The following is a 22415-nucleotide window of genomic DNA, read 5'->3' on the forward strand; positions in this document are numbered from 1 at the left end:
GGGCCGGATCCGGCCCCGTGCCGCATCCAGGGTAAGCCCGCGGGAGAACCGCCGGTCCCGCGGGGGTGCCACGGCGGGACGGGGCCCCACGGGTCGCACATGCGGTGGCGTGCGGGAGCGGTGGCGTGGGCCCTTGGGGGTGGTTGCCCGGGAGAATCGGGGGGAAGCCCGCCGGTGCCGGTTCAGGACCGGGAGAGCGCCTTGGCCACCCGCTCGAAGTCACCGTCCGGGGCCTTGCCGCTGAGCACCACGGTGGAGTCCTTGAGCTGGCCCACCCACGCGGTGAACTCCTCCTGCTTGCCCGAGGCGTCGCGGTGGTGGAGCTTCCAAGTGACGCCGTCCACCGTCCGCTCACCCGTCTCGGGGATCAGCTGTGTGCGCTGGGCGAGCCACGTGGGGTTGGACTGCGCGGTCTGCACCATGTCCACCAGGTGGTAGTCGGGGGAGAGGTAGCCGACGTTCCACAGGGGGACCCCGTCCTGGGACTTCTCGCTCCAGCGGGCGTAGTTGGCGCTCCAGCCGTCCCCGGGCTTCGGATCGGCCGGGGTGAAGGAGGCCTGGTCCTTCGCGAAGTGGGCTTCCTGGCTGACGTCGACGTTCGCCCGGTACGGCTGGGCGTCCGGCTTGGGCTGCAGCCACAGGAAGGGCAGCAGCAGCAGGATGAGCACGAGCATGGAGATCACCATGCCGCGGATGGGCGCGTTCAGGCGCGTGGCCTGCTTCTCGGTGATCTGGGGGACCGGCTGCCCCTCGGCGTCCGTCCCGGGCCCGGAGGTCGCGGGGTCCGCGTCCACGGTGTCCCGCGCGGGGTCGTCCTGACCGGAGGTGCCGTCCGCCCCGGTGGCCGCCCGGGACCCGCGCACGGGATCCCCCGGCCCGCCGGAGGCGCTCGCGGCGGGGACCGCGGCGTCGTGCGCCGAGGAGCGCGCGCCGGGGGCGGAGCGGGAATCGTCGGGACCGGTGCCGGGTCCGGGGGCAGAAGAACTCACGCCCCCATTGTGCCGTGCTCCCGGGGACCGGCCCAACCGGACGGGCCGGGGATATGCTGGGGACACCCGTGGCGGTGCTCCCGGGTCCCTGCGAGCGGGGGCGGGGGCACGGCCGAAACTCGAAGGTGAGGAACAACGTGGCAGAGACGACCCAGCAGGGTTCGGGAAATGTGGCCGACCGGAACTTGGCATTGGAATTGGTGCGCGTCACGGAGGCCGCCGCGATCGCGGGCGGTCACTGGGTGGGTGCCGGCGACAAGAACAGTGCGGACGGCGCGGCCGTGGACGCCATGCGCTCGTTCCTCTCCACCGTGGACTTCAACGGCACCGTGGTGATCGGCGAGGGCGAGAAGGACGAGGCGCCCATGCTGTTCAACGGCGAGCAGGTGGGCAGCGGCGCGGGCCCCGCCTCGGACGTGGCCGTGGACCCCATCGACGGCACCCGGCTGACCGCGCTGGGCATGAACAACGCGCTCGCGGTGATCGCGGTGGCGGACGGCGGCTCCATGTTCGACCCCTCCGCCGTGTTCTACATGGACAAGCTCGTGGTGGGCCCGGAGGCCGCGGACATGGTGGACCTGCGCCTGCCCGTGAAGCAGAACATCCACCTGGTGGCCAAGGCCAAGGGCGTGAAGCCCAACCAGGTCACCGTGTGCGTCCTGGACCGCCCCCGGCACCAGAAGCTCGTGGACGAGATCCGCGCCACCGGTGCCCGCACCCGCATGATCCTCGACGGGGACGTGGCCGGCGCCATCGCCGCGTGTCGCGAGGGCACCGGGGTGGACATCATGATGGGCATCGGCGGCACCCCGGAGGGCATCGTCACGGCCTGCGCCGTCAAGGCCACCGGCGGCGTGATCCAGGGCCGTCTGGCCCCCACGGACGAGGCCGAGCGCCAGAAGGCGGAGGACGCCGGTCTGGACGTGGACCGCATCCTCACCACGGACGAGCTGGTCACCTCCGACAACTGCTTCTTCGCCGCCACCGGCATCACGGACGGCGACCTGCTGCGCGGCGTGCGCTACCGCGGCCGCACAATCACCACCCAGTCCATCGTGATGCGCTCGCGCTCCGGCACGGTGCGCATGGTGGAGGCCGAGCACCTGGCCAAGAAGTGGGAGAAGTACGAGCGGCTGCACGGCTGACCCACTCCTGACACGCACGGACGCGCGTGCTCACCCGGTGCGGGTGAGCACGCGCGTTCGTGTTTCGCGGCTAAGCTGGGGCGCGGTCTGCAGGGCTTGAGGAGAGGAACCACCGTGGCGTTGAGCGTGTCCCCGTGCGGCAACCGGAAGACCTGGGACGCCCGGGTCCGTGTCACGGGCGGGCACCCGGACCTGCTCTGGGGGATCGGCGAGGCCGAGGCCCTGACCCGGGAGCACGTCAGGGTGGAACGGGTCGCCGTGGACCGCGGGGAGCAGACCGTGGGCTACGGGCAGCTGCTGGTCCTCACCGAGGGTTACCACACCGTGGTGGACGCCAAGTCCCTGCACGTGAAGAACCCCCGGGACCTCGTCACCGTGCTGGCGGCCCTGCAGGAGCACGCGCGGGACGCCCACCACGCCGCCGTGCTGCGCGCGAGCCCCGACACCCACGCCACCACCGAGCTCGCCGCCCAGCTCGGCGAGGCCGGCTACCGACGCCGGGACAGGCCCCGCCGCGGGGAGGCCGGCCCGCGTCACCTCGTGGTGCGCCTCGGGGAGACCGAGGGCGAGCTGTCCAAGCGGCTCTCGAGCGAGACGCTGCAGCGCTGCCGCGCCGGACTGCGGGACTCCGGGGTGCGCGTGCGCCGGGTGAACGCCGCGGACCGGGACCTCTCCCACGTGGGTCTGCGCACCCAGCACATCCGCGAGCTGCTGCGCGCCGTGGGTGAGAACTCGGTGTTCCTGGTGGCCACCGAACGCCCCGAGGACGGCCCGGAGACGGCGCTCGGGTACCTGTGGTTCGTGCACACGGGGGAGTCCGCCATGATCTACCGCCTGGGCTTCACGGACCGCGCCCGGCAGCTCGGTGTGGACGACGCCCTGCTGCTCACCGGTCTCGTGCAGCTGCAGCAGCGCCAGGTGCACAGGGTGCTCGCCGGGGACCCGGACCAGCCGGGTCAGCCCATGGTGCTGCGCGAACTTGCCACGGAGGACATGGAGGTGCTGGGCACGTGGGAGTACCCGCTCGCGGGCGAGTTCCAGCTCGCGGGGCGGGCGGAGAAGACCCGGCGCAGGATCTTCGGCCGCCGGGGGCGCCGATCCGCCCCGGAGCAGCTGCTGCCCGATCCCACCACGGCCAGCGGCACGGCGGACCGCGCCCCGGACCCGCAGCCCACCGCTGTGGAGCGGGACGACGCCGCTGCGGCACCGGTCACGCCCGTCGCCCCGGCGGTGGACGCGGACCCGGACCTGGTGCGTCCCGAGGAACGGGCCACACCGTCCGCCGGGGAGGCGCAGAGCACCGCGGACACCCCGGCGGACACGGGGCACCGGCCCGGGAAGCGGACGCGCAGGCTGCTCCCGGTCCCCAGGATCACCCTGCCCGGTACGGACGGGAGGGCGCGGGACAACGCGCCGGCCCACGACGGCCGGGACGGGAACGCCACGGCGGATGCGGCGGCGTCGTCCGCACCGGACGGGGCCGATCGGGGAGGGAGCGGCAGCTCCTCCGCCACCCTGCTGGGCCGCGTCATGACCGAGGGCCGCGCGGCCGTGCGGGACGCAGCCCGCTGGTGACGGGCGCCCGGAACCGGCAGGGCGGGCAGCCGGACCGGCCGCCGAGCACGGGGTGATCCCCGGGTGCGCGGTGACCGCCGGTTCGCGCTAGCCGCGCCCCGACACGAGGTTCGCGGCGCGGGCGGTCAGCGACTGCGGCAGCAGCCCCACGATCCGCTCCAGCGCGTAGTAGGCGCGCGGGAACACGATCCGCGCACGCTTGGCATCCAGTGCCGCGAGGGAGGCCGCCACGAGATCGGCGGGCTTCGCGGAGCGGCCCATGTCGATGGCGGAGGCGTTGGCCACCTTGAAGAAGTCGGTGTCCACCGGGCCGGGATTGACGCTGAGCACGTGTACGCCGTGCTTGCGGGCCTCCGCGCCCACGGCCAGCGTGAACCGGTCCACGAAGGCCTTGGACGCGCTGTAGGTGGCCATGGACGGCAGCGGCTGCAGGCTCGCCACGGAGGCGATGTTGATGATCGCGCCCCGGCGGGCCGCCGTCATGGAGCGCAGTGCGGCGTGGGTCAGGGTCATCAGCGCCCGCACGTTGACGGTGAGCTCCTCGAGCTCCCGGTCCAGGTCCAGGGTGGCGAACTCCCCGTGGGTGCCGAAGCCCGCGTTGTTGACCAGCAGGTCCACGGACCCGCTCTCCAGGACCGCCACGAGGGCGTCGATGCCCTCCTGGGTCCCGAGGTCCGCGGCCACGGTCCGGGCGGTGCCCCCGGTGACGCTCCCGGACAGCTCCGTGAGCTTCTCCGTGCTGCGTCCCGTGAGGACCAGCTCGTACCCCCGGTCGTGCAGGGCCTGGGTGAACGCGCGGCCGATGCCGCCGGTCGCGCCCGTGATGACGGCGGTGCGGGTCATGAGGTCTCCTTCGTGGTGTGCATCTCGCGCAGCTTCGTCTGCGCGGTGGACAGTGCTTCCCGGGCGGCCCGTGCGCCGCTGTAGACGGTGTAGCCGACCCGGGAGACGGGCAGGTCCCACGTGCCCGGGTAGGACACGGGCTCACCGCCGAACGACTTCTTGAACGCGGTGAAGCCGTGCCACTCGTGCTCGGGGCCCGCCCCCTCGGGAGCGGTGCCGAAGAGGTCGAACCACGTGAGGCCCTTCTCCTTGGCGTCCATGATCATGGTGACCACCAGGGGGATGCCCGCGGAGAGCTTGCGGTGCGCCCGGTCCATGGCCGCGTGGGCGTAGGTGCGGGTGTCCGGGGAGTCGTACACCAGGGACGCCGCAATGGGCTCGCCCTCGAGCTTCGCGAGGTAGAGGCTCGCGGCCCCCACCGGCATGAGGGACTCCGCGACCGCACGCAGGTAGTCGTCCTGCTGCCGGTGGAAGTTGCGGCGCTTCGCGGTGTCCTCCAGGAACGCCAGCAGGTACCGGATGTCCTGCGGGTCCTCGGAGCGCTCGATGCTGACACCCTTCTTGTGGATGTTGCGGTACAGGTTGCGGTTGGTGGACTTCATGTCCTTGAGCAGGTCCTTGGTGTCCCGGCGCAGGTCGATCACCTGGGTGTGCCCGGGCTGCACCTGGCGCGGGGAGCGCTTCAGGCCGCGTCGCCGCAGGGACGCCTCCGGGGTCTCGAGCCCGTCCACGGTGTGCCCGTTGACGGGCTCCACACGGACGAACCAGCAGCGGTGGGTCTTCGCCCGGGCCACGAGGTCCTCCAGCGCGCGGTCGAAGGCCTGCGGCGAGTCCGCCTCCGGGCCGTAGGGGCAGTAGAGGTACCGCCCCGCGCTGCCACCCTCCACGGTGGCGAGGTACCGCCACCCGGGGCCCGCCGCCTGGATCACCCGGTGTCCGATGCTTTGTTGAAACTGTGCCCACGCGGGGGACTGCAGGATATGTACCACGGCTCCACTGTACCGGTGCACGCGGCGGGGCCGCCCCGTCCGGGCGCATCCCTAGGGCACCGAGCACGTCCCGTTCGGGGACAGCTTCTCCTCGGTGGGGACCTGCAGCGCCGCGGGAACCACCGCTGCGGTCCCGATCCCGGGCCCGCCGCCGATCACAGCCGCGCCGCCCGTGTGCGCGGTGCCGCCCCCGGTGGCCTCGCGCGCGCCGTGGGCCACGGTGCGGGAGGTCGACGACGCCGCGGCGCCGCCATCCGCGGACGCGGCCCGGGCGTCGTCGCCGTTCGCCTTCTCCAGCACGCCCGCGAGATCGGACCGGAACGTCTCGTAGTCCGGGTAGGTGGGGAAGGACTGGTCGTAGTAGGGCGGGCCGGCGGCGTACGCGGTGAGCTCGTGGTGCTGGGCCTTGGTGGCCACGGTGACCAGGGAGCCGATCGAGGCCTGGGGGATGTCCGTCTCCAGGATCCGCTGCCCGGAGCTGGCGAGGTCGTCGAACTTGGTGGCCACGGTGACCGGGTTGAGCTGGGCGAGCATCGCGGCCTGCACGCAGCGCTGGCGGGCCTGGCGGTCGTAGTCCGTGGCGCCCTCGCGGGAACGGGCGTACCACAGGGCGTGGTAGCCGTCCATGTGCTGGGTGCCCGGTTCGATCCACCCCAGGATCGGGTTCTTCTCGCCGGTGTCCAGATTGGTGCCGCCGCCCATGGGGACGCGGCCGCCCACGTTCAGGTCGATCCCGCCCAGGGCGTCCACCAGGGAGGCGAAGCCGTCCATGTCGATGAGCGCGTACGCCTGGATCTTGAGACCGGTGACACCCTCGGCGGCCTCCTTGGTGGCCTGCGCCCCGGGGTCCGCGACACCCTCGTACAGGTCCTTGTGGTTCTGCATGGTGTCCGTGTAGATGGCGTTCATGATGCACTCGTCCCCGCAGTCGAAGCCCTCCGGGTACACGGAGTGCAGGGGGGAGTCGTCCGGGAACGGGACGTTCTGCAGGTTGCGCGGGATGGACACCGTGACGGTCTGCCCGGACGAGGCGTCGATGCTCAGCACGGTCATGGAGTCCGGGCGGCGGCCCTCGCGGTCCTCGCCGGCGTCACCGCCCATGAGCAGGATGTTGTAGCGCCCCTCGGACGGGGCGAACGGCATTCCTCCGCCGAAGATCCCGGACACCGCGTGCCGGGCCACGGAGACGAGGTGGGCCGCGTACCCGAGCCCGCCGCCCGTCACGAGCATCGCGAGCACGGTGGCGACGACCACCCCGCGGCGCACCCCGTCCGTGAGCATGCCCGGTCTGACGATGCGCAGGGTGTCGAACCACAGCAGCACCCAGCCGACGGCCAGGGCCACGAGTCCGTACATGAGCAGCGCGGAGGTGATGCCGTTGGTCAGCAGCCACACCAGCGCCGTGCGCCACACGAACCACAGCAGCAGGGCCAGCACGATCAGCCCCCACACCACGGCGGTGATGCGCACGGCGATCCGTCCGATGCCGCGCCGGCCCGCGACCAGCTGGGCGGAGCCGGGGACCAGCAGCGTGGCGCCCAGCAGCCACCACGCACGCCTGGTGCGGGTGGCGGGGGCGGCGAAGCGGGGGTTCCTGAGCGGCTCACCCACGCGGGAGCGGGCGCGGCGCGGTCCCTCGTCCGGATGGCGCGCGGCACTCGCGCCCGCGAACCGCTCCTCGGGCTGCCCCGAGGAGTCCGGGGCGACCCGTTCGTAGGCCCGGGTAGCCGTGGGGTGGGGGGTGTCCGCCTCGGGGCGGTCGGTGGATCCGTTCACGTGCAACTCCGTGCGAATGGGGAAGTCGGTGTTGCGGGGGGCCGTGGGTGGCGGCCCCGCCGGGTCGGGGCGCGGCCGTCACCGGCCGACCCCGACGCGCTCATTGTGTCCCCTCCACCTGGGTCCGGGCCGACAGCCCGCCAGGCGTGGGAGGGACGGCCACCGGGTGCCGCGCGCGGCCCCACCGGGGGCGGAGACCACCCGGGTGGGCCGGGGCGCGCGGGAGTGACCGGGGTAAGGAGTGGCGGCTCAGTCCTGGGAGTCGGCTCCGCGGGAGACGGTGTCCCGCAGCGCGGAGCCCTTGCGGTGGGCGGCCTCGGCGAGCTCGGCCGCGAACTCCCGCAGCCGCTCGCGCAGCTCCCGCCCGGCGACGTCCGGGGCGGAGCCCAGCACGCGCGCGGCGAGCAGACCGGCGTTGCGCGCGCCGTTGATCGACACCGTGGCCACGGGGACGCCCGCCGGCATCTGCACGATGGACAGCAGGGAGTCCATGCCGTCCAGGGTCTTCAGGGCCACCGGGACGCCGATCACGGGCAGCGGGGTCACGGAGGCGAGCATGCCGGGAAGGTGCGCGGCCCCGCCGGCACCGGCGATCACCACGCGCAGTCCGCGCTCGTGGGCGGTGCGGCCGTACTCGAGCATCTCCGCGGGCATCCGGTGCGCGGACACCACGTCCGCCTCGTACGGGATGCCGAGCTCCTCCAGCGCCTCGGCGGCGGCGCGCATGGTGGCCCAGTCGGAGTCCGAGCCCATCACGAGGCCCACGAGCGGCGCCTCGGACTGGGCGGCGGGCACGGCGCCCCACGGTGCGTCCACGGCGCGGGCGGTGAGGTCCGCGGATCCGGGGTGGTCCCCGCCGTCGCGCACGATGGCCGCCGCGTGCGTGGCGATCCGACGCAGCCGCTGCACCTCGTGGGTGCTGCCCACCGCGTTCACGTGCCCGATCTTGCGCCCGGGACGCACGGACTTGCCGTAGGTGTGGATCTTGGCGCGCGGTTCGGCCGCCATGGCCTCGGGGTAGGCCGCGAAGAGGTCCTGGTTCTCTTCGCCCAGCACGTTCTTCATCACGGCGGCGCCCGCCACGGGGTCGGTGCCGCCCAGGGGCCAGTCCAGGACCGCGCGCAGGTGCTGCTCGAACTGCCCTGTGACGGCGCCGTCCATGCTCCAGTGCCCCGAGTTGTGGGGGCGCATGGCCAGCTCGTTGACCGCGAAGCCGGCCTCCGTGCCGGGGGTCTCGAACAGCTCCACGGCCATCACACCGGTCACGCCGAGGTCCTGGGCCAGCCGGATCGCGGCCTCGCGCGCCGCGCGCCCGATCTCGGGGTCCAGTCCCGGAGCGGGGGCGATCACCTCGTCGCACACGCCGTCCACCTGGATGGACTCCACCACGGGCCACGCCACGGTCTCACCGGAGGGGCGGCGGGCCACCATCGCGGAGAGCTCGCGGCTGAAGGGCACGGCCTCCTCCGCGAGCAGTCCCTGACCGGTGTCCGCCGAGCGGCTGCGCTCGAACCACTGGGCGGCGGTGCCGCTCTGCGCGGCGTGCGGGTCGTCCACCGTCAGGACACCCTTGCCGTCGTAGCCGCCGCGCGGGGTCTTGAGCACCACCGGCCAGCCCACGCGCTCGCCGAAGGCCACGAGCTCCTCGGGGGAGCGGACCTCCGCCCACTGCGGATTGGGCAGGCCGAGCTTCTCGACGGCGCGGCGCATCACCAGCTTGTCCTGCGCGTGCTGCAGCGCGTCCGGGCCGGGACGCACCGCAACACCTTGCACCTCGAGCGCGCGCAGGTGCTCCGTGGGGACGTGCTCGTGGTCGAAGGTGAGGACGTCCACCTCCGCGGCGAACCGCCGGAGGGCCGCCAGCTCCGTGTAGTCGCCCGTGGGGGCGGTGCGGACGGCCGGGACCGCGCTCACCTCGGGACCCTCCGCGAGGACTCGGAGTTCCACGCCGAGCGCGGTGGCTGCGGGGGCCATCATGCGGGCGAGCTGCCCACCGCCCACGACGCCGATGACAGGACCGGTAACGGGAGAATTCACCGCCCCAGGTTAGCGTCACAGCGGACGCCCAGTCATGTCGGAGTACCATGCAGTGAATTGTTCGGCGGTCCCTGCCGCGCCCGGACACCCCGGTGGTTTCCGTGGCCGCGGGGCATGTCCTGACGGACCTCCGGCCGGTCCGCCTTCCCCGATGAGCAGAGTGAGAACGAATCCTTGAACACCATGGTTGAGCGAGTCAGTGCTCTCTGGCACCTGTTCGTCAAGGAACTGATGAAGTTCGGGCTGGTGGGCGCGGCGGCGTGGGTCTTGAACGCCGGCCTGGTGTGGCTTCTCATGCACACGGAGTTCTTCGCCACGAGCCACATCAAAGCCAAGTTCGTGGCGACGATCGTGGCCATCGCGTTCTCGTGGGTGGCCAACAGGTTGTGGACCTTCCGGGACAAGAGGCAGGAGGACAAGCGGAAGGAGGCCATTCAGTTCGCCATCGCCAATGCCATCGGCCTGGCCATCGAAATGGGATGCCTCGGCGTCAGCATCTACGTCCTCCACCTCACCTCGCCCACGGCCTCCTTCATCTCCGGCACGATCATCGGCACCGTCCTGGGCACCGTGTTCCGGTACTTCGCCTACCGGTTCTGGGTGTTCAGCACCAAGCTGGACGAGGACCCGGACTTCGCCGACAGCCCCGACCAGGAGTTCGCGTTCATCACCGGCCAGATCCCGGTGGTGCACCCGCACACCGGGCACGGCACGGCCGCCGAGCCCGACGACGACGTCCGCCGCGCCTCCTGAGATCGTGCCGCCCCCGCTCCGGGCGCGCTCGCAGGAGCGTGCCGGGAAGGTGGTCGAACGCGGCCCCGGTCCCCGTTGCCTGAGCACCGGGGAGGTCTGCGGAACCACCGGGGACGTCAGAACGCGGCGGCGCGCTCCTGGGCGAGCACGTCCGCGGTGGCGTCCTCGGGCCGCGCGGTGAAGAGCACCGCGCCGCCGGACACGATCACCCCCAGCAGCCGCAGCAGCTCCGGTTCGCCCCAGCCGTCGGCCAGTGGCAGGTGCAGGGTTCCGGTGGGATCCGCGGGCACGGCGGCCACGGCCGCGGGCACCAGATCCCCGTGCGGCAGACCGGAGCTCAGCGCCACCTCGGAGGGCTCCGGGGCCTCGAACCCGGAGTAGACGTCCGGCATGCCCCGGACCTCGTCGCAGAAGTCCACGGCGCCGTCCGGGACGGGCTCGGAGCACGCGAAGGCCAGCGCGGGATCGGCAACCGTCAGCAGCAGCTGCGCGGCGGCGTCGCGGTCCGGGCGGGTCTCCAGCTGGGCGTGGACCACGGAGTCCGGCTCGGGGTGGTGCGTGAAGTCCACCCGCGCCCCGACGCGCAGCCCGGCCAGGGCGAGCACCACCAGGCGCCAGTGCGGAACCGGGGAGACGGTGACCGTGTCCCCGGCCGCGACGTCCAGCTCGTCCACGAGCAGGCCGGCGGACTTCTCGACCCAGTTCACGAGGACCCGGCCGGAGAGCTCCACCCGTTCCGCGCCGTCGCGCCAGATCAGGGCGGGCGTGGGGCGCTGTGCCACGGCCGCCAGGGCCTGGGCGAGGTCTCTCGGTGTGCGTCCCACGCGGAAACTCCTTAGGGTAAGTGACGGGCCCGCGGGTTCCCGGACGGCGCGCCGGGGAACCCGGGAAGCCCAGGATACTCGGCTTGACTCGCTAGGACTTACACGCATGTAATTAAGGGGTCCACCCGGCAGACGGCGTGTGAGCCCCTCGCGGGGTGCGCCTTCCCGGCCGGGGCAACCGGGCTGGTTGAGGGCACCGAGACAGCGAACGCGTGGGACGGAAGGACTGACATGGGAGAGGCCGCACGCCGCCGGATCGACGGTCGCGAGGACTCCGAGCCCGATGCGAGCGGGGGAGCCGTTCCCGTGGACTGGTTCGTGGATCCCGTGGACCAGGCCCGCGGCGGCGCCGGGGTGACCACCCTGGACGATCTGGCCTCCGCCTTCCTGGCAGCCCACCCCGAGGTCGCGGGAGACGTCCTGCTGCGCTCCGACCGGAAGAAGCCGCGCGAACCGCAACCCCCCGCCCACACCCCCCAGGACCTCACGGACATGGAGGTCCACGACGTCCAGAGCGTGGACGCCTCCGTGTGGCAGGCCGTGGCCGGGGCGTACTCGGTGAGCGAGGGGGACGTCGAGGGCGAGCTCGCGTGGCAGACGGACGCCCTGTGCGCCCAGACGGACCCCGAGGCGTTCTTCCCCGAGAAGGGCGGCTCCACCCGCGACGCCAAGCGCGTGTGCGAGGCGTGCCCCGTGAGCGGGCAGTGCCTGGACTACGCCATGACCAACGACGAGAAGTTCGGGATCTGGGGCGGGCTCTCCGAACGCGAGCGGCGCAGGCTGCGCCGCCGGGGGCACTGACCCCGGTGCGGGATCCCGGAGCTCCCCGCCGCGCCTGCTCCAAGCAGACGTGCAACAGGGACGCGGTCTGCACGCTCACCTACGTCTACTCCGACTCCACCGCGGTGATCGGGGCGCTGTCCGCGCGGCGTGAGCCCCACGCCTACGACCTCTGCCCCGTTCACGCGGACACGCTCACGGCTCCCCGCGGCTGGCGCGTGGTGCGGCTGGAGTCCGCCGACGGGTGGGACCGCGACGACCTCCCCGACGCGGTCCGCGCCGTGCCCCAGGACGACGGGTCGGCGCCGTCCCGCACCCCGGGTCACGGGGCCTCCCTCGCCGCGTCACGTCCCGGGGCCGGGGACCACGAGGGGCGCCGGTTCCTGCGCGACGTCTCCTACCGCCCGCCCGCGGACGGCGCCCCGGGTGCCGAGGACACGTCCCGCGAGGCGTCCGAGGACCCCGCTCGCCGGGGATTCGTGGCGGAGGACTCCGTGGCCCACACGGTTCCGGCGGGCGGCGCCGACGGGTATTCTGAACCGACGCGCTCAATTGCGAACGCAAATCAGCATCCGGTTCCGACCCACACCTCCGTCCCACTGCCCGCAGCCCTGCGCACCCCGCACTGGCGGCGCCCGTAGGCCACGGGACAGGCGCGGGCGGGTGGTCGCATCCCCCCACTGTGAGGTTCCCATGACGTCTTCGCCGCTCCGCCCCCGGGCGATCCCCTCCCGTGTGCCGTCCGCCGCCCGGAACTCGTGCCGCCCCGTGGTGACGGGGTCACGCCGCGGGCGCACCGTGCTGGCCTCCGTGGGCCTGGTGGCCGTCCTGGGCCTCACCGCGTGCGGTGCGGGCGGCGGGAACGACGACGCCGCGTCGTCGGGCGCCTCGGGTTCCGGCACCGCCGGGGCGCAGCAGGACCGCCCGAACCCCGATGCCACGCCCACCGTGAAGGTGGCACCCGCCGCGGACGCCGGGATGGTGAACCCGGCCGACCCCGTGGTCGTGAGTACGGATGCCGGCGAGCTCGCGGACGTCAGCGTCACGGCCACCGGTTCCGGGACGCGGGCCGAGGGGGCGCTGAACGAGGACCGCACCGAGTGGCGCTCGTCCGCCCCGCTGGAGTTCGGCGAGACCTACACCGTGGCGTACACCGCCCGCAACGGGAGCCACACCACCGCGGACCGCACCGCGTTCAGCACCGTGGACGCCGCCCACGAGGCGGACGTGAGCTTCGACGTCAAGGACGGCCAGACCTACGGCGTGTGGCAGGTGGTGGAGCTGACCTTCTCCGAGCCCGTGACCGAGAAGGACGCCGTGGAGAAGGCCGTCACCGTGGACGGCGCCCACGAGAAGGGCCGGTTCCGGTGGTACTCGGACAGGAAGCTGCGCTTCCGCCCGGAGAAGCCCTGGGCCCCGAACTCCACCGTGAAGGTCAGCGCGAACATCCTGGGCACGGACCTGGGCAACGGGATGATCGGCAACGGCAACAAAACCGTGAGCTTCAAGACCGGCGCGGAGCAGCGGGCCTACGTGGACAACGACACCAAGACGCTCGTGGCCTACGTGAACGGCAAGAAGACGGGGAGCTGGCCCGTGACGCTGGGCAACCCCGAGTGGCCCTCCACCACGGGCAAGAAGGTGATCCTGGAGCAGGCGGCCTCCTACGAGTTCAAGGCGTCCTCGCTGCACCTGGAGCCCGGGGACCCGCACTACTACCCGCCGTTCGACGCGACCAACGTGTCCCGGCTGACGTGGAGCGGGGAGTTCATCCACCAGGCGCTGCCCTCCGCGTGGCCGCTGCTCGGCGTGGCCAACGTGTCCCACGGCTGCGTGGGCATGCCGCCCGAGGGCGCGGCGTACATTTTCAAGACCTTCCGTCCGGGTGACATGGTGGAGGTGGTCAACACCGACTACCCCCAGGCGAACCCGGACGACGGGTACGGGGACTGGAACATCCCGTTCGAGCACTACTCGGACGAGGACTGGCACGGAAACTGGTGACACTGCCCGTGAGCTCATCCTCGACGGCCCCCTCCCGACCCCGGCGCACGGCGGTGCAGCGCGTGCTGCAGGTGCTGCTGGCCCTCGCACTGCCCGTGCTGCTGCTGGCCCTGGCGGTGCGTCTGGTGGCCACCCCCGCGTTCCTGTGGCTCGAGTACCACCGCCCGGGATTTCCCGCCGACCACTGGGGGATGGGCCTGGGCGAGCGCATGACGTTCGGCTCCTACGGGCTGGACTACATCATGAACCTGGCCCCGCCCGAGTACCTCGCGGGGCTGGTGAGCCCGGAGGGCGGACTGGCGTTCACCCCGGGGGAGGTCTCCCACATGACCGACGTGCAGCACGTCATGCTGTGGGGTCTGGGCCTCGCCGGGTGTCTGCTGGTGCTCAGCGCACTGGCCGCCTGGTACCTGCACCGCACCGCACCGGGTGCGGCGGCCGCCGCGTGGTTCGCGGGCTCCTGGCTCACCGTGGTGCTGCTCGTGGTCGCGGCGGTGGCGGGGCTGCTGGGGTGGGAGCGCTTCTTCGCGGGCTTCCACGCCCTGTTCTTCAGCTCCGGCACGTGGACGTTCAGCGTCACGGACACCCTGATCCGGCTCTACCCCACGCAGTTCTGGATCGACGCCGCCGTCACGGTGGCCCTCGTGACCCTCGTGGGCGCGTTCGCCGTGATGCTGCTCGCCGCGCGCCGCACGCGCCGGGCCCGCGCCCTCAGACCCAGGACGTGAACCACATCCGCCAGCGCCAGTGCTCGTACGGGATGGTCTGACCCGTCCACACGGGCCAGAAGAACACGGCCAGCGCCACCACCGCGAGCAGGAACACCACGGTGACGATCCGCCAGCGCCCGGCCCACGCGCGGGAGACCACCCGCTCGCGGTCCCACGCCGCCGCCGTGCCGGCCGTGCCACCCTGTCGCGGCACCGCGAGCCGCCCGGTCAGCACCCCCACGGCTCCCGCGACGAGCAGGGCCGTGGCGGGGAAGTAGGACAGCGCGTAGAAGAAGAACATGGTGCGCTCGGGGTAGAGGAACCACGGGAGGTACCCGGCCGCGTAGACCCCCACGAGCGCGCCGAAGCGCCAGTCCCGCCGCCCGGCCCACAGCCACACCCCGAGCAGCACGGCCGGGATCCCGACCCACCAGATCGCGGGGTTGCCCAGGTTGAGGATGGCCTGGCTGCAGGCGTCCACGGTGCAGCCGTCCACCCCGTTGCCGGGGGACTCGTAGTGGTAGGACGTGGGACGGGCCACGACCGGCCACGTGAGCGGACCCGCCATGTAGGTGTGGTGCGCGTCCAGGCCGGTGTGGAACGAGTACGCCGCCACGTGGTACTCCCACAGCGAGCGCAGGGCCGGGGGCAGCCACTGCGGGCCGTCACCCGGGTTCAGGGCGGCCCAGTTGCGGTCGTAGCCCGTGTCCGTGAGCAGCCACCCGGACCACGTGAGCACGTAGCTCACGGCGGCCGTGCCGATGATGGTGAGGAAGCCCCACGGGCCGTCCTTGAGCACGGCGCCCGCGAGCCAGCGGGGCACACCGGCCACCCGTCGGGCGTTCATGTCCCACAGCACCGCGAGGATCCCCAGGGCGGCGATGCCGAACAGGGCGTTCCACTTCACCGCGGCCGCGGCACCGCACGCGACGCCGGCCGCGATCCGCCACCACCGCACCCCCAGCCACGGGCCCAGGGGGGAGCCGTCGAACCGGGCGACCAGGCGGCGTCGTCCGTCGTCGCGGTCCAGCAGGACGAGCACGAGGGCGAGCAGCAGGAAGAACATCAGGAAGATGTCCAGCAGCGCCAGGCGCGACTCCACGAGGTGCAGACCGTCCAGGGCCGTGAGCAGGCCCGCGATGCTCGCGAGCGTCACGGAGCGGAAGAGCAGCCAGCCGGCCCACCAGACCAGCGCGATGGACAGCGTGCCGATCACGGCGGGGGAGAACCGCCAGCCCACCGGGTCCTCGGGCCCGAACAGCCACAGCCCCACCGCGATGAGCCACTTGCCCAGGGGCGGGTGCACCACGAAGGACGGGTGGCTCTCCACGTCCGGGATGTTCCCGGAGACGAAGCCGTCGTCCGCACCGGCGGGCCACTGCTGCTCCGTGCCGTGCAGCAGCAGCGAGTAGGAGTCCTTGAGGTAGTAGGTCTCGTCGAAGACCACGGCGTGCGGGGAGGACAGGCCCACGAAGCGCAGCACCCCGCCCAGCACGGTCACGAGCAGCAGGGGGATCCACCAGTGCCGGGGCAGGCGCGTGACGGCGGGCAGCAGGAGCTCGCTCAGGGACCGGGAACCCGGGCTCGCCGGGGGGACTGCGGGGGAGGAGACGCTCGAGGACACGGACCCATCGTAGGGTGCGGCCCGGGGAGGGGCCCGGGAACCGGGGTGCCCCCGGGGAGGTGCCGGTCGGCACCGCACGGGGCCATGTCCCCGGGACCCGCCGGGCGGTGCGACGGCGCGCCGGCCGTCGTACCGCGGCCTCCCGCCACCCACGGCGCGGGGTTCGTACAGTGGACACGTGAGTTCGCAGTCATCGACACCGGCACAGCCCGCCCGGGAGCAGTCCTGCCACGAGCGGCCCTCCGACGAGCGGCCCTCCGACGAGCGGGACGCGGGGGGGCGCAGCGCGCGCGGGCGGGACCGGCACGGCCGGGACCTCCCCGAGCAGGTTCCCCCCGGGCGGGAGCACCACGAGCCGCAGCACCGCGAGGAGGCCGAGCCGCAGCGTCACGGCGGTCCGGGCGGCGGTGCCGTGGTGGTCGTGGGCACGCCCATTGGCAACCTCTCTGACGCGTCCCAGCGGCTCAGGGACATCCTGGCCACCGCGGACGTCCTGGCCGTGGAGGACACCCGGACGCTGCACCGGCTGGCCACCGGGCTCGGGGTGAGCGTGAGCGGGAAGATCCTCACGCACCACGAGCACAACGAGAACCACCGCGCGGGGGAGCTGCTGGACGAGGTCCGGCAGGGCCGCACGGTGGCGGTGCTCTCGGACGCGGGCATGCCCACCGTCTCGGACCCGGGCTTCCCACTCGTGCGGGCCGCCGCGGAGGCGGAACTGCCCGTGACCGTGCTCCCGGGTCCGTCCGCCGTCCTCGCGGCGCTCGCGGTCTCCGGGCTGCCCACGGACCGCTTCACGTTCGAGGGGTTCCTGCCGCGCAAGTCGGGCGAGCGCGCCGCGCAGCTGGCCACTCTCACGGCCGAGCCGCGCACCATGGTCTTCTACGAGTCCCCGCACCGCCTGGGTGAGATGCTCACCGCCCTGCGGGACGCCCTGGGCGGGGACCGGCGCGCCGTCGTGTGCCGCGAGCTGACCAAGCTGCACGAGGAGGTGCTGCGCGACGAGCTCGCCGGCCTCGCCGCGTGGGCCACCGGGAACCAGGTGCGCGGGGAGATCGTGGTGGTGGTCCACGGCGCCGCCCCCGCCCCCGCGCCCGAGCCGGAGGACCTCGTGGGGGAGGTCGAGGCGCTCGTGGCCTCCCACGAGATCAAGCTCAAGGCCGCCGCACGTCAGATCGCCACCGAGCGCGGGGTCAGCACCCGCCGGCTCTACGACGCCGTGATCGCCTCCCGCGCCCACGACTGAGTCCTCGCGCCCGGGGTGCTCGCCCCCGCACCGGGAACGGACCCTGCTCACCCGGGACGGAAGTCTGCGCGCGCCGGACGGGACCCCGTGCTCCGGACCGGGCCTCGCACCCGGGACGGCCCCGCACCTGTCGGGGTCCCGCATGCGGAGCCGGCACCGCCCGCCGCCCGCCGCCCGCGCGAGGGGAGCCGGCACCGCCCGCCGCCCCCGGGAGGGGAGCGGGCATCGTCGTCGTGGCTCAGCGGCGGCCCGTGCCCCGGTCCGTGCGCCACAGCGAGGCCGGCCACCACGCGGCCCGGAGGCGCTGCCCGCGGGAGGCCCGGTGGCGGTACTCGTCCCGCACGCGCGCGAGGTCCTCGGCAGTGGCGCTCGGCGCCCACTGTGCGTCCGGGGCGCCGTAGCTCGCCGACTCCAGGTCCGCGACCAGCCGCCGCACCGCGGGGTGGGCGGCCGGGATGCCCGCGGCCAGGTGCCGCGCCCGCGCCCGCGGCGTGTCCGAGGGCCGTGAGGTGACGCCGTAGTCCTCGGCCAGTGCGCAGAACTCGTCCCACGCGGCACCCGCCCGGCGCTGCGGGGTCAGGGAGGCATCGCGCAGCGCGGCCAGCCGCCTCCGACGACGCCGCCCGCGCAGCCAGCGCGGCAGCGCCAGGAGCACGAGCAGCACCGGGACGAGCACGGCTGCCGCCAGCGCCCACCACGGGATCGGGAGCGCGGCGGGGCGCTGCTCCGGCGGCTCGGGCCGGTCCGTGGGCTGCTGGTTCTGCGGTGTCCCGCTCGGCGGAGCGGAGGGCCTGCCGCTGGGGGGCTCGCTCGGGGACGCGGTCGCGGACTCGCCGGGACCCGAGGAGGGGGATGCACCGTCGTCGGCGTCCCGAGGGGTGTCCGGGGCGTAGTCCGGGGTGCTGGGAACCCCGGGAGTCGGCTCGAAGCGCACCCACCCCACGCCCGTGAAGTAGAGCTCGGGCCAGGCGTGGGAGTCCCCGGTGCCCACCGGGAAGGCCGGCGCGCCGTTGGCGTCCTGGCGCTGCGTGGTGGGCAGGTAGCCCACGGCCACGCGCGCGGGAATCCCCAGCTCGCGGGCCATCAGGGCCATGGCGGGGGCGAAGTGCCCCGAGTAGCCCGCACGGGTCTTCATGAACGTCCCCAGGGCGGCCATCCCGCCCGCGTCGTAGCCCTGGGCGAGGGGCGCGTCGACGTCGTAGCGGAAGTCCGTGCGCAGCCGGTTCTGGATCGCGAGGGCGCGGTCGTAGTCCGTGCGGGCGCCGTCCGTGAACTGCCGGGCCGCGTCCGCGAGGGACTGCGGTCGGTCGGCGGGCAGGCGCAGGTAGTCGGCCATGGCGGCGTCGGGGGCCGCGGCCGGTGCCCTGCGCAGCGCCTCCGGGGTGGCCTGCGGCGGGGCCGAGGTCACGGTGTAGCTGCCGCCGGACATCCCGGAGGACGCGCTGTGCACGGAGAGGTCCCGGGGGCTCCACCCCCAGCCGTCCGCGCCCAGACCGGCCACGCCCACGGGGGCGTACGGGGCGGGCAGCCAGTGCTCGGTGAAGTCGTCGAGCGTGACCTTGGCGGTGATCTCGGGACCGCGGGGCACGGTGTTGCGCGCGCCGTCGCCCAGCCCGGAGAGGTCCTCGTCCAGGTGCTCGGTGTCCGGGAACCACTCGTCCTGCGAGAAGTCCGAGAGCGTGAGCAGGCGCATGTACTGGGCGCGGTCGTCCGAGGTGGTGTAGCTGAAGCGCCGGGCGGGCTCCCTGGTGCGCAGGTCCTGACCCACCGCACGCAGCGGACCCACACCGGAGGCGCGTTCCGCGGTGAAGGAGCTGCCCTGCGGGAAGGCGCCGTTGAAGAACCCGGGCATCACCGTGGGCACGAACAGCACCACCGCCAGCACCCCCGCAACCACCAGCAGCGCGCGCGGCACCCCGCCCGGTGCGGGGGCGATGCGCTGGTCGCGCGTGGCACCCCAGGCCCGGGAGCCCGCGAGCAGCGCCAGGGCGGCCAGGGCGGCCGCCGCGAGACCCAGCGGGTTGATGCTGCCGGGGAGGGTGAGCGCGGGCACCACGAGCAGGGCGAGGACGCCCACGCACGTGAGCCCCGCCATGCGCAGCCCCACCAGGACGGTCTCCATGAACACGGTGACCAGCCCCACCAGGGCGCACAGCACGAACGAGAGGCCGGGATGGGCACCGTAGGGAGCGGCATCCCGGGACACGAAGTCCCCGGACCCGCCCCACAACCGCGATGCCGCGGTGAACGTCCCGCTCGTGGGGATGAACCCCAGCAGTGCGTGGCCGCTCAGGTGCAGCACGGTCAGGGCGAGCAGCAGGGCCGCGAGACCCAGCACCGTGACGAGCGCGGACGGCAGCCGCAGCCACCGGGCCGCCCCGGTGACCAGCAGGACCGTGGCCACGGTGGCCGCCACGGGCGGCACCCACCACGGCCCGCTCAGTGCCGCGGACATGCCCACGCAGCCGAGCGCGACGCCCACGAGCAGCAGCAGGTCCAGCTCCACCACGCGCACGCGAGGGGCCCGCTCCGGGGGCGCGTCGGGCACGGGTGAACCGGGAGGGGTGCGGGCGGGGGACCCGCCGGGTGCGTCGGACGACTCGGGAGCCGCTTCCCACGGCGAGCGCAGCGAGGAGGTGCGGGGGGAGCTCATGCGGTGGTCCTCCGTCGGGTGCGGCCCATGACGTCGTCCATGCTCAGCTGGGGCGCTCCGGGCTTCGGGGGCGGCGGGGCCAGCAGCGAGCCGCCACCGGTGACGGCCAGCCACGCGGCGTCCACGTCCGTCCAGCGGCTCACGAGCACCACGGACCAGCCCGCGGACTCGAACACGTCCGCGCTGTCCGGGCGGACCAGGGGAGGGCTGAGCACCATGACCACGGCGCAGGAGGCGCTCACCGTGGTGGCCTGCACGTAGCGCCGCGCCGCGGCCGCGGAGAGCCTGCCGGTGAGCAGCAGCACCGGGTGCACGAGGCCCTCCTGCTCCAGCCTGCGGGCCAGGGGGTCGTGCGCGGCCTCCGGTTCGGGCCGCTCCACGAGGGCCGCCCGGGACAGGCCGTGGACCACCTCGGTGGCCACGGCGTCGTTCACCGCGGTGTCCCGCAGCTGGGCGGCCCGCGCGTCACCGCGCGGCAGGGCCCGGCCCTGGTCGTCCAGGGCGTGGACCACGGTCTCGCGGCGGGTGAGGTGCTCGAGCACGGAGGCGGTGGCGGTCACGGCCCACTCGAACTCCTCGGTGGACGCAAGGGTTCCGGCCCACACGCGCTCGCCGGGCCAGTGCTGCTCCACGGTGTCCAGGACCACCACGGCCCGGCGCGTGCTGCGGGGGTCCTCCTGGCGCACCATGAGCCGGTCGTGCTTGGCGGACGCCGCCCAGTGCACCCGCCGCATGGGGTCGCCGTGGCGGTACTCCCGCGTGGTCACGTTGTCCGGTCCGGGCTGCGGCTGCGCCCGGCGGGACGGGTCACGGCCGGTCTCCCGGGCCGTGGCGGCGCCGTGCTCCGTGAGCTCCTCCGGGTCCGGGGCCACGTGCAGGGAGGTGCGCTCGGCCACGTCCAGCAGCTCGGTCACCACGCCGAAGGGATCGCTCACGCGCACCGTGGCGGGCCCCAGCTCGTGGATCCCACGACGCCGCGGCCGCACCGTGTACGTCACGGGCGCCCCGGACACGGGGACCGAGACGTCCTGGTCCCGTCCCAGCAGCGGGTCCACCGTCTCGTGGACGTCCACGGCGGCGCGCGGCACGGTCGTGGAGCCGGATCCGGAGGCGAGGGCTGAGGTGCGTGCCCCGGGCGAGGGGCGGCGTCGGACCCGCAGCGCCACCTGGGCGGCGTCGCCGAGCGTGACCAGGGGCGGGTCCACCGAGCGCTTGAGCAGCACGCGGGGCTTCACGAGCCACATGGCCAGCGAGGACAGCAGGGGGACCATGCCCAGGAACAGGGACAGCGCAAGGACGTCCTTGCGGCCCAGCCAGGTGGCGGCGGCCAGGCTCAGCACCGCGGCCGCGAGGAAGCACCAGCCGCGCGTGGTGAACTTGGCGCGCGAGTCCACCCGCGCCGTGGGAGCGGCGGCCCTCATCGGGTCCGGGGAGCGGCTTCGGTGGGGACGCGGACGACGTCGAGGATCCCGCGCACGAGGTCCTGGGCGCTGTCCGCCCCGGAACGGCGCTCCAGGATGAGGCGGTGGGCGAGCACGGGGACGGCCACGTCCTTGACGTCGTCCGGCAGCACGTGGTTGCGCCCGGACAGCGCCGCCTGGGCCCGGGCGGTGGCCTGCAGCTGCAGCGCGGCACGGGGGCTCGCGCCCAGGCGCAGGTGGGGGTGCGTGCGCGTGGCCTGGCACAGCGCCACGATGTAGTGCCGCACGGCGGTGGACACGTGCAGGGAGGCCACGTGCTCCACGAGCCGGCGGGCCTGGTCGATGTCCAGCACCGGGGCCGCCCCCGCGAGGGGGGAGCCCCCACCGTGGTCCGAGAGCATGGCCACCTCCGCGTCCGCGTCCGGGTAGCCCATGGAGATCCGGGCGGTGAAGCGGTCCCGCTGGGCCTCGGGCAGCGGGAAGGTGCCGTCCATCTCCACGGGGTTCTGCGTGGCCACCACCATGAACGGGGACGGCAGCCGGTACGTGGTGCCGTCCGCGGTGACCTGGCCCTCCGCCATGGCCTCGAGCAGCGCGGACTGGGTCTTGGCGGACGCGCGGTTGATCTCGTCCCCGATCACGATGTTCGCGAACACCGGACCGGGCTTGAACTCGAACTCCCTGCGGGCCTGGTCGTACACGGACACGCCGGTGATGTCCGTGGGCAGCAGGTCCGGGGTGAACTGGATGCGGTTCACCGTGCCGCCGACCGCCCCCGCGAGGGTCCGCGCCAGCATGGTCTTGCCCACACCGGGAACGTCCTCCACCAGCAGGTGCCCGCCGGCCAGCAGCACGGTCAGTGCCGTGCGGGTCTCGGCGGGTTTGCCGTCGATGACCGCGTTCATGCGGTCCAGGACGGCCGTCGTGTGGCTGGCGAACTGCTCCATAATTCCTCGTCTCACGGGCCTGGGGGGGCGGGGGTGCACCGGGGTCCATGTTCTCAGGAATCGCCGGGGTGCGCGTGCATTGCGGGTGCGGGTGCGGGC

Annotated in this window: 18 protein-coding genes and 1 pseudogene; 8 read left to right on the top strand and 11 right to left on the bottom strand. The window is 73.7% G+C overall.

What is annotated here, in order from left to right:
- Positions 1–182: 182 nt before the first annotated feature.
- Complete coding sequence (locus tag C1C97_RS09855) at positions 183–989, bottom strand: DUF4245 domain-containing protein (RefSeq protein ID WP_233542872.1); 807 nt, start codon at positions 987–989, stop codon at positions 183–185.
- A 137-nt stretch (positions 990–1126) separates the two neighbouring features.
- Here C1C97_RS09855 and glpX point away from each other — a divergent pair, with 137 nt between their 5' ends.
- Together glpX and C1C97_RS09865 are read left to right on the top strand one after the other, a co-directional pair.
- Complete coding sequence (gene glpX, locus C1C97_RS09860; RefSeq protein WP_121031598.1) at positions 1127–2134, top strand: class II fructose-bisphosphatase; 1008 nt, start codon at positions 1127–1129, stop codon at positions 2132–2134.
- 114 nt (positions 2135–2248) lie between these two features.
- Complete coding sequence (locus C1C97_RS09865; protein ID WP_121031600.1) at positions 2249–3709, top strand: hypothetical protein; 1461 nt, start codon at positions 2249–2251, stop codon at positions 3707–3709.
- An 87-nt stretch (positions 3710–3796) separates the two neighbouring features.
- Here the strand turns inward: C1C97_RS09865 and C1C97_RS09870 are convergent, their stop codons facing one another.
- The 5 genes and pseudogenes from C1C97_RS09870 to C1C97_RS09885 all read right to left on the bottom strand — a co-directional run.
- The gene (locus tag C1C97_RS09870) at positions 3797–4552 is read right to left on the bottom strand and encodes an SDR family NAD(P)-dependent oxidoreductase (protein ID WP_121031601.1); all 756 of its coding nucleotides are present in this window, start codon (positions 4550–4552) and stop codon (positions 3797–3799) included.
- Positions 4549–5541, bottom strand: a complete 993-nt coding sequence (locus tag C1C97_RS09875; protein WP_121031603.1) for a lipid II:glycine glycyltransferase FemX — start codon at positions 5539–5541, stop codon at positions 4549–4551. The genes C1C97_RS09870 and C1C97_RS09875 overlap by 4 nt, the downstream gene beginning before the upstream one ends.
- Before the next feature lie 51 nt (positions 5542–5592).
- Complete coding sequence (locus C1C97_RS09880; protein ID WP_121031605.1) at positions 5593–7317, bottom strand: LCP family glycopolymer transferase; 1725 nt, start codon at positions 7315–7317, stop codon at positions 5593–5595.
- Between the two features lie 249 nt (positions 7318–7566).
- Complete coding sequence (gene purE / locus C1C97_RS12720) at positions 7567–8070, bottom strand: 5-(carboxyamino)imidazole ribonucleotide mutase (RefSeq protein WP_325048978.1); 504 nt, start codon at positions 8068–8070, stop codon at positions 7567–7569.
- A gap of 102 nt (positions 8071–8172) precedes the next feature.
- A pseudogene (locus C1C97_RS09885) lies at positions 8173–9354 on the bottom strand (5-(carboxyamino)imidazole ribonucleotide synthase); the annotation flags it as partial.
- 183 nt (positions 9355–9537) lie between these two features.
- On the opposite strand from C1C97_RS09885, the gene C1C97_RS09890 reads away from it, so the two are divergent.
- Entirely contained in the window at positions 9538–10107 is a 570-nt protein-coding gene (locus tag C1C97_RS09890) for a GtrA family protein (RefSeq protein WP_121031691.1), read from the top strand.
- Positions 10108–10223: 116 nt separating this feature from the next.
- Here the strand turns inward: C1C97_RS09890 and C1C97_RS09895 are convergent, their stop codons facing one another.
- Positions 10224–10931 (bottom strand): TIGR03089 family protein, encoded by a 708-nt coding sequence (locus C1C97_RS09895; protein WP_110920601.1) that lies wholly within the window; start codon positions 10929–10931, stop codon positions 10224–10226.
- Between the two features lie 231 nt (positions 10932–11162).
- On the opposite strand from C1C97_RS09895, the gene C1C97_RS12725 reads away from it, so the two are divergent.
- The 4 genes from C1C97_RS12725 to C1C97_RS09915 are packed head-to-tail and all read left to right on the top strand — an operon-like array spanning position 11163 to position 14443.
- Positions 11163–11732, top strand: coding sequence for a WhiB family transcriptional regulator (locus tag C1C97_RS12725; RefSeq protein ID WP_110920602.1), 570 nt, complete (start codon positions 11163–11165; stop codon positions 11730–11732).
- A 5-nt stretch (positions 11733–11737) separates the two neighbouring features.
- Positions 11738–12352, top strand: coding sequence for a DUF3499 family protein (locus tag C1C97_RS09905; RefSeq protein WP_121031609.1), 615 nt, complete (start codon positions 11738–11740; stop codon positions 12350–12352).
- Between the two features lie 52 nt (positions 12353–12404).
- Positions 12405–13715 carry a L,D-transpeptidase gene (locus tag C1C97_RS09910; RefSeq protein ID WP_110920604.1) on the top strand — a complete coding sequence of 437 codons (1311 nt, stop codon included), beginning with the start codon at positions 12405–12407 and terminating at the stop codon, positions 13713–13715.
- Positions 13716–13723: 8 nt separating this feature from the next.
- A complete protein-coding gene (locus tag C1C97_RS09915; RefSeq protein ID WP_121031693.1) occupies positions 13724–14443 on the top strand; it encodes a TIGR01906 family membrane protein in 720 nt (239 codons plus the stop codon).
- Here C1C97_RS09915 and C1C97_RS09920 read toward each other — a convergent pair.
- On the bottom strand, positions 14427–16049 hold the full coding sequence (locus C1C97_RS09920) for a dolichyl-phosphate-mannose--protein mannosyltransferase (protein ID WP_233542873.1): 1623 nt from the start codon (positions 16047–16049) through the stop codon (positions 14427–14429). The genes C1C97_RS09915 and C1C97_RS09920 overlap by 17 nt on opposite strands.
- A gap of 178 nt (positions 16050–16227) precedes the next feature.
- Between C1C97_RS09920 and rsmI the strand changes: the two genes are divergently transcribed.
- Positions 16228–17295, top strand: coding sequence for a 16S rRNA (cytidine(1402)-2'-O)-methyltransferase (gene rsmI, locus C1C97_RS09930; protein WP_233542874.1), 1068 nt, complete (start codon positions 16228–16230; stop codon positions 17293–17295).
- A 238-nt stretch (positions 17296–17533) separates the two neighbouring features.
- On the opposite strand, the gene C1C97_RS09935 is transcribed toward rsmI, so the two are convergent.
- The 3 genes from C1C97_RS09935 to C1C97_RS09945 are packed head-to-tail and all read right to left on the bottom strand — an operon-like array spanning position 17534 to position 22316.
- On the bottom strand, positions 17534–19948 hold the full coding sequence (locus tag C1C97_RS09935) for a transglutaminase TgpA family protein (RefSeq protein ID WP_233542875.1): 2415 nt from the start codon (positions 19946–19948) through the stop codon (positions 17534–17536).
- The gene (locus tag C1C97_RS09940; RefSeq protein ID WP_121031611.1) at positions 19945–21369 is read right to left on the bottom strand and encodes a DUF58 domain-containing protein; all 1425 of its coding nucleotides are present in this window, start codon (positions 21367–21369) and stop codon (positions 19945–19947) included. Before C1C97_RS09940 ends, C1C97_RS09935 begins: the two co-directional genes overlap by 4 nt.
- Positions 21366–22316 carry an AAA family ATPase gene (locus C1C97_RS09945; RefSeq protein ID WP_121031613.1) on the bottom strand — a complete coding sequence of 317 codons (951 nt, stop codon included), beginning with the start codon at positions 22314–22316 and terminating at the stop codon, positions 21366–21368. The genes C1C97_RS09940 and C1C97_RS09945 overlap by 4 nt, the downstream gene beginning before the upstream one ends.
- Between the last annotated feature and the right edge of the window lie 99 nt (positions 22317–22415).

Origin of the sequence: Kocuria tytonis, from assembly GCF_003226895.2 — a bacterium.
GTDB lineage: Bacteria > Actinomycetota > Actinomycetes > Actinomycetales > Micrococcaceae > Kocuria > Kocuria tytonis.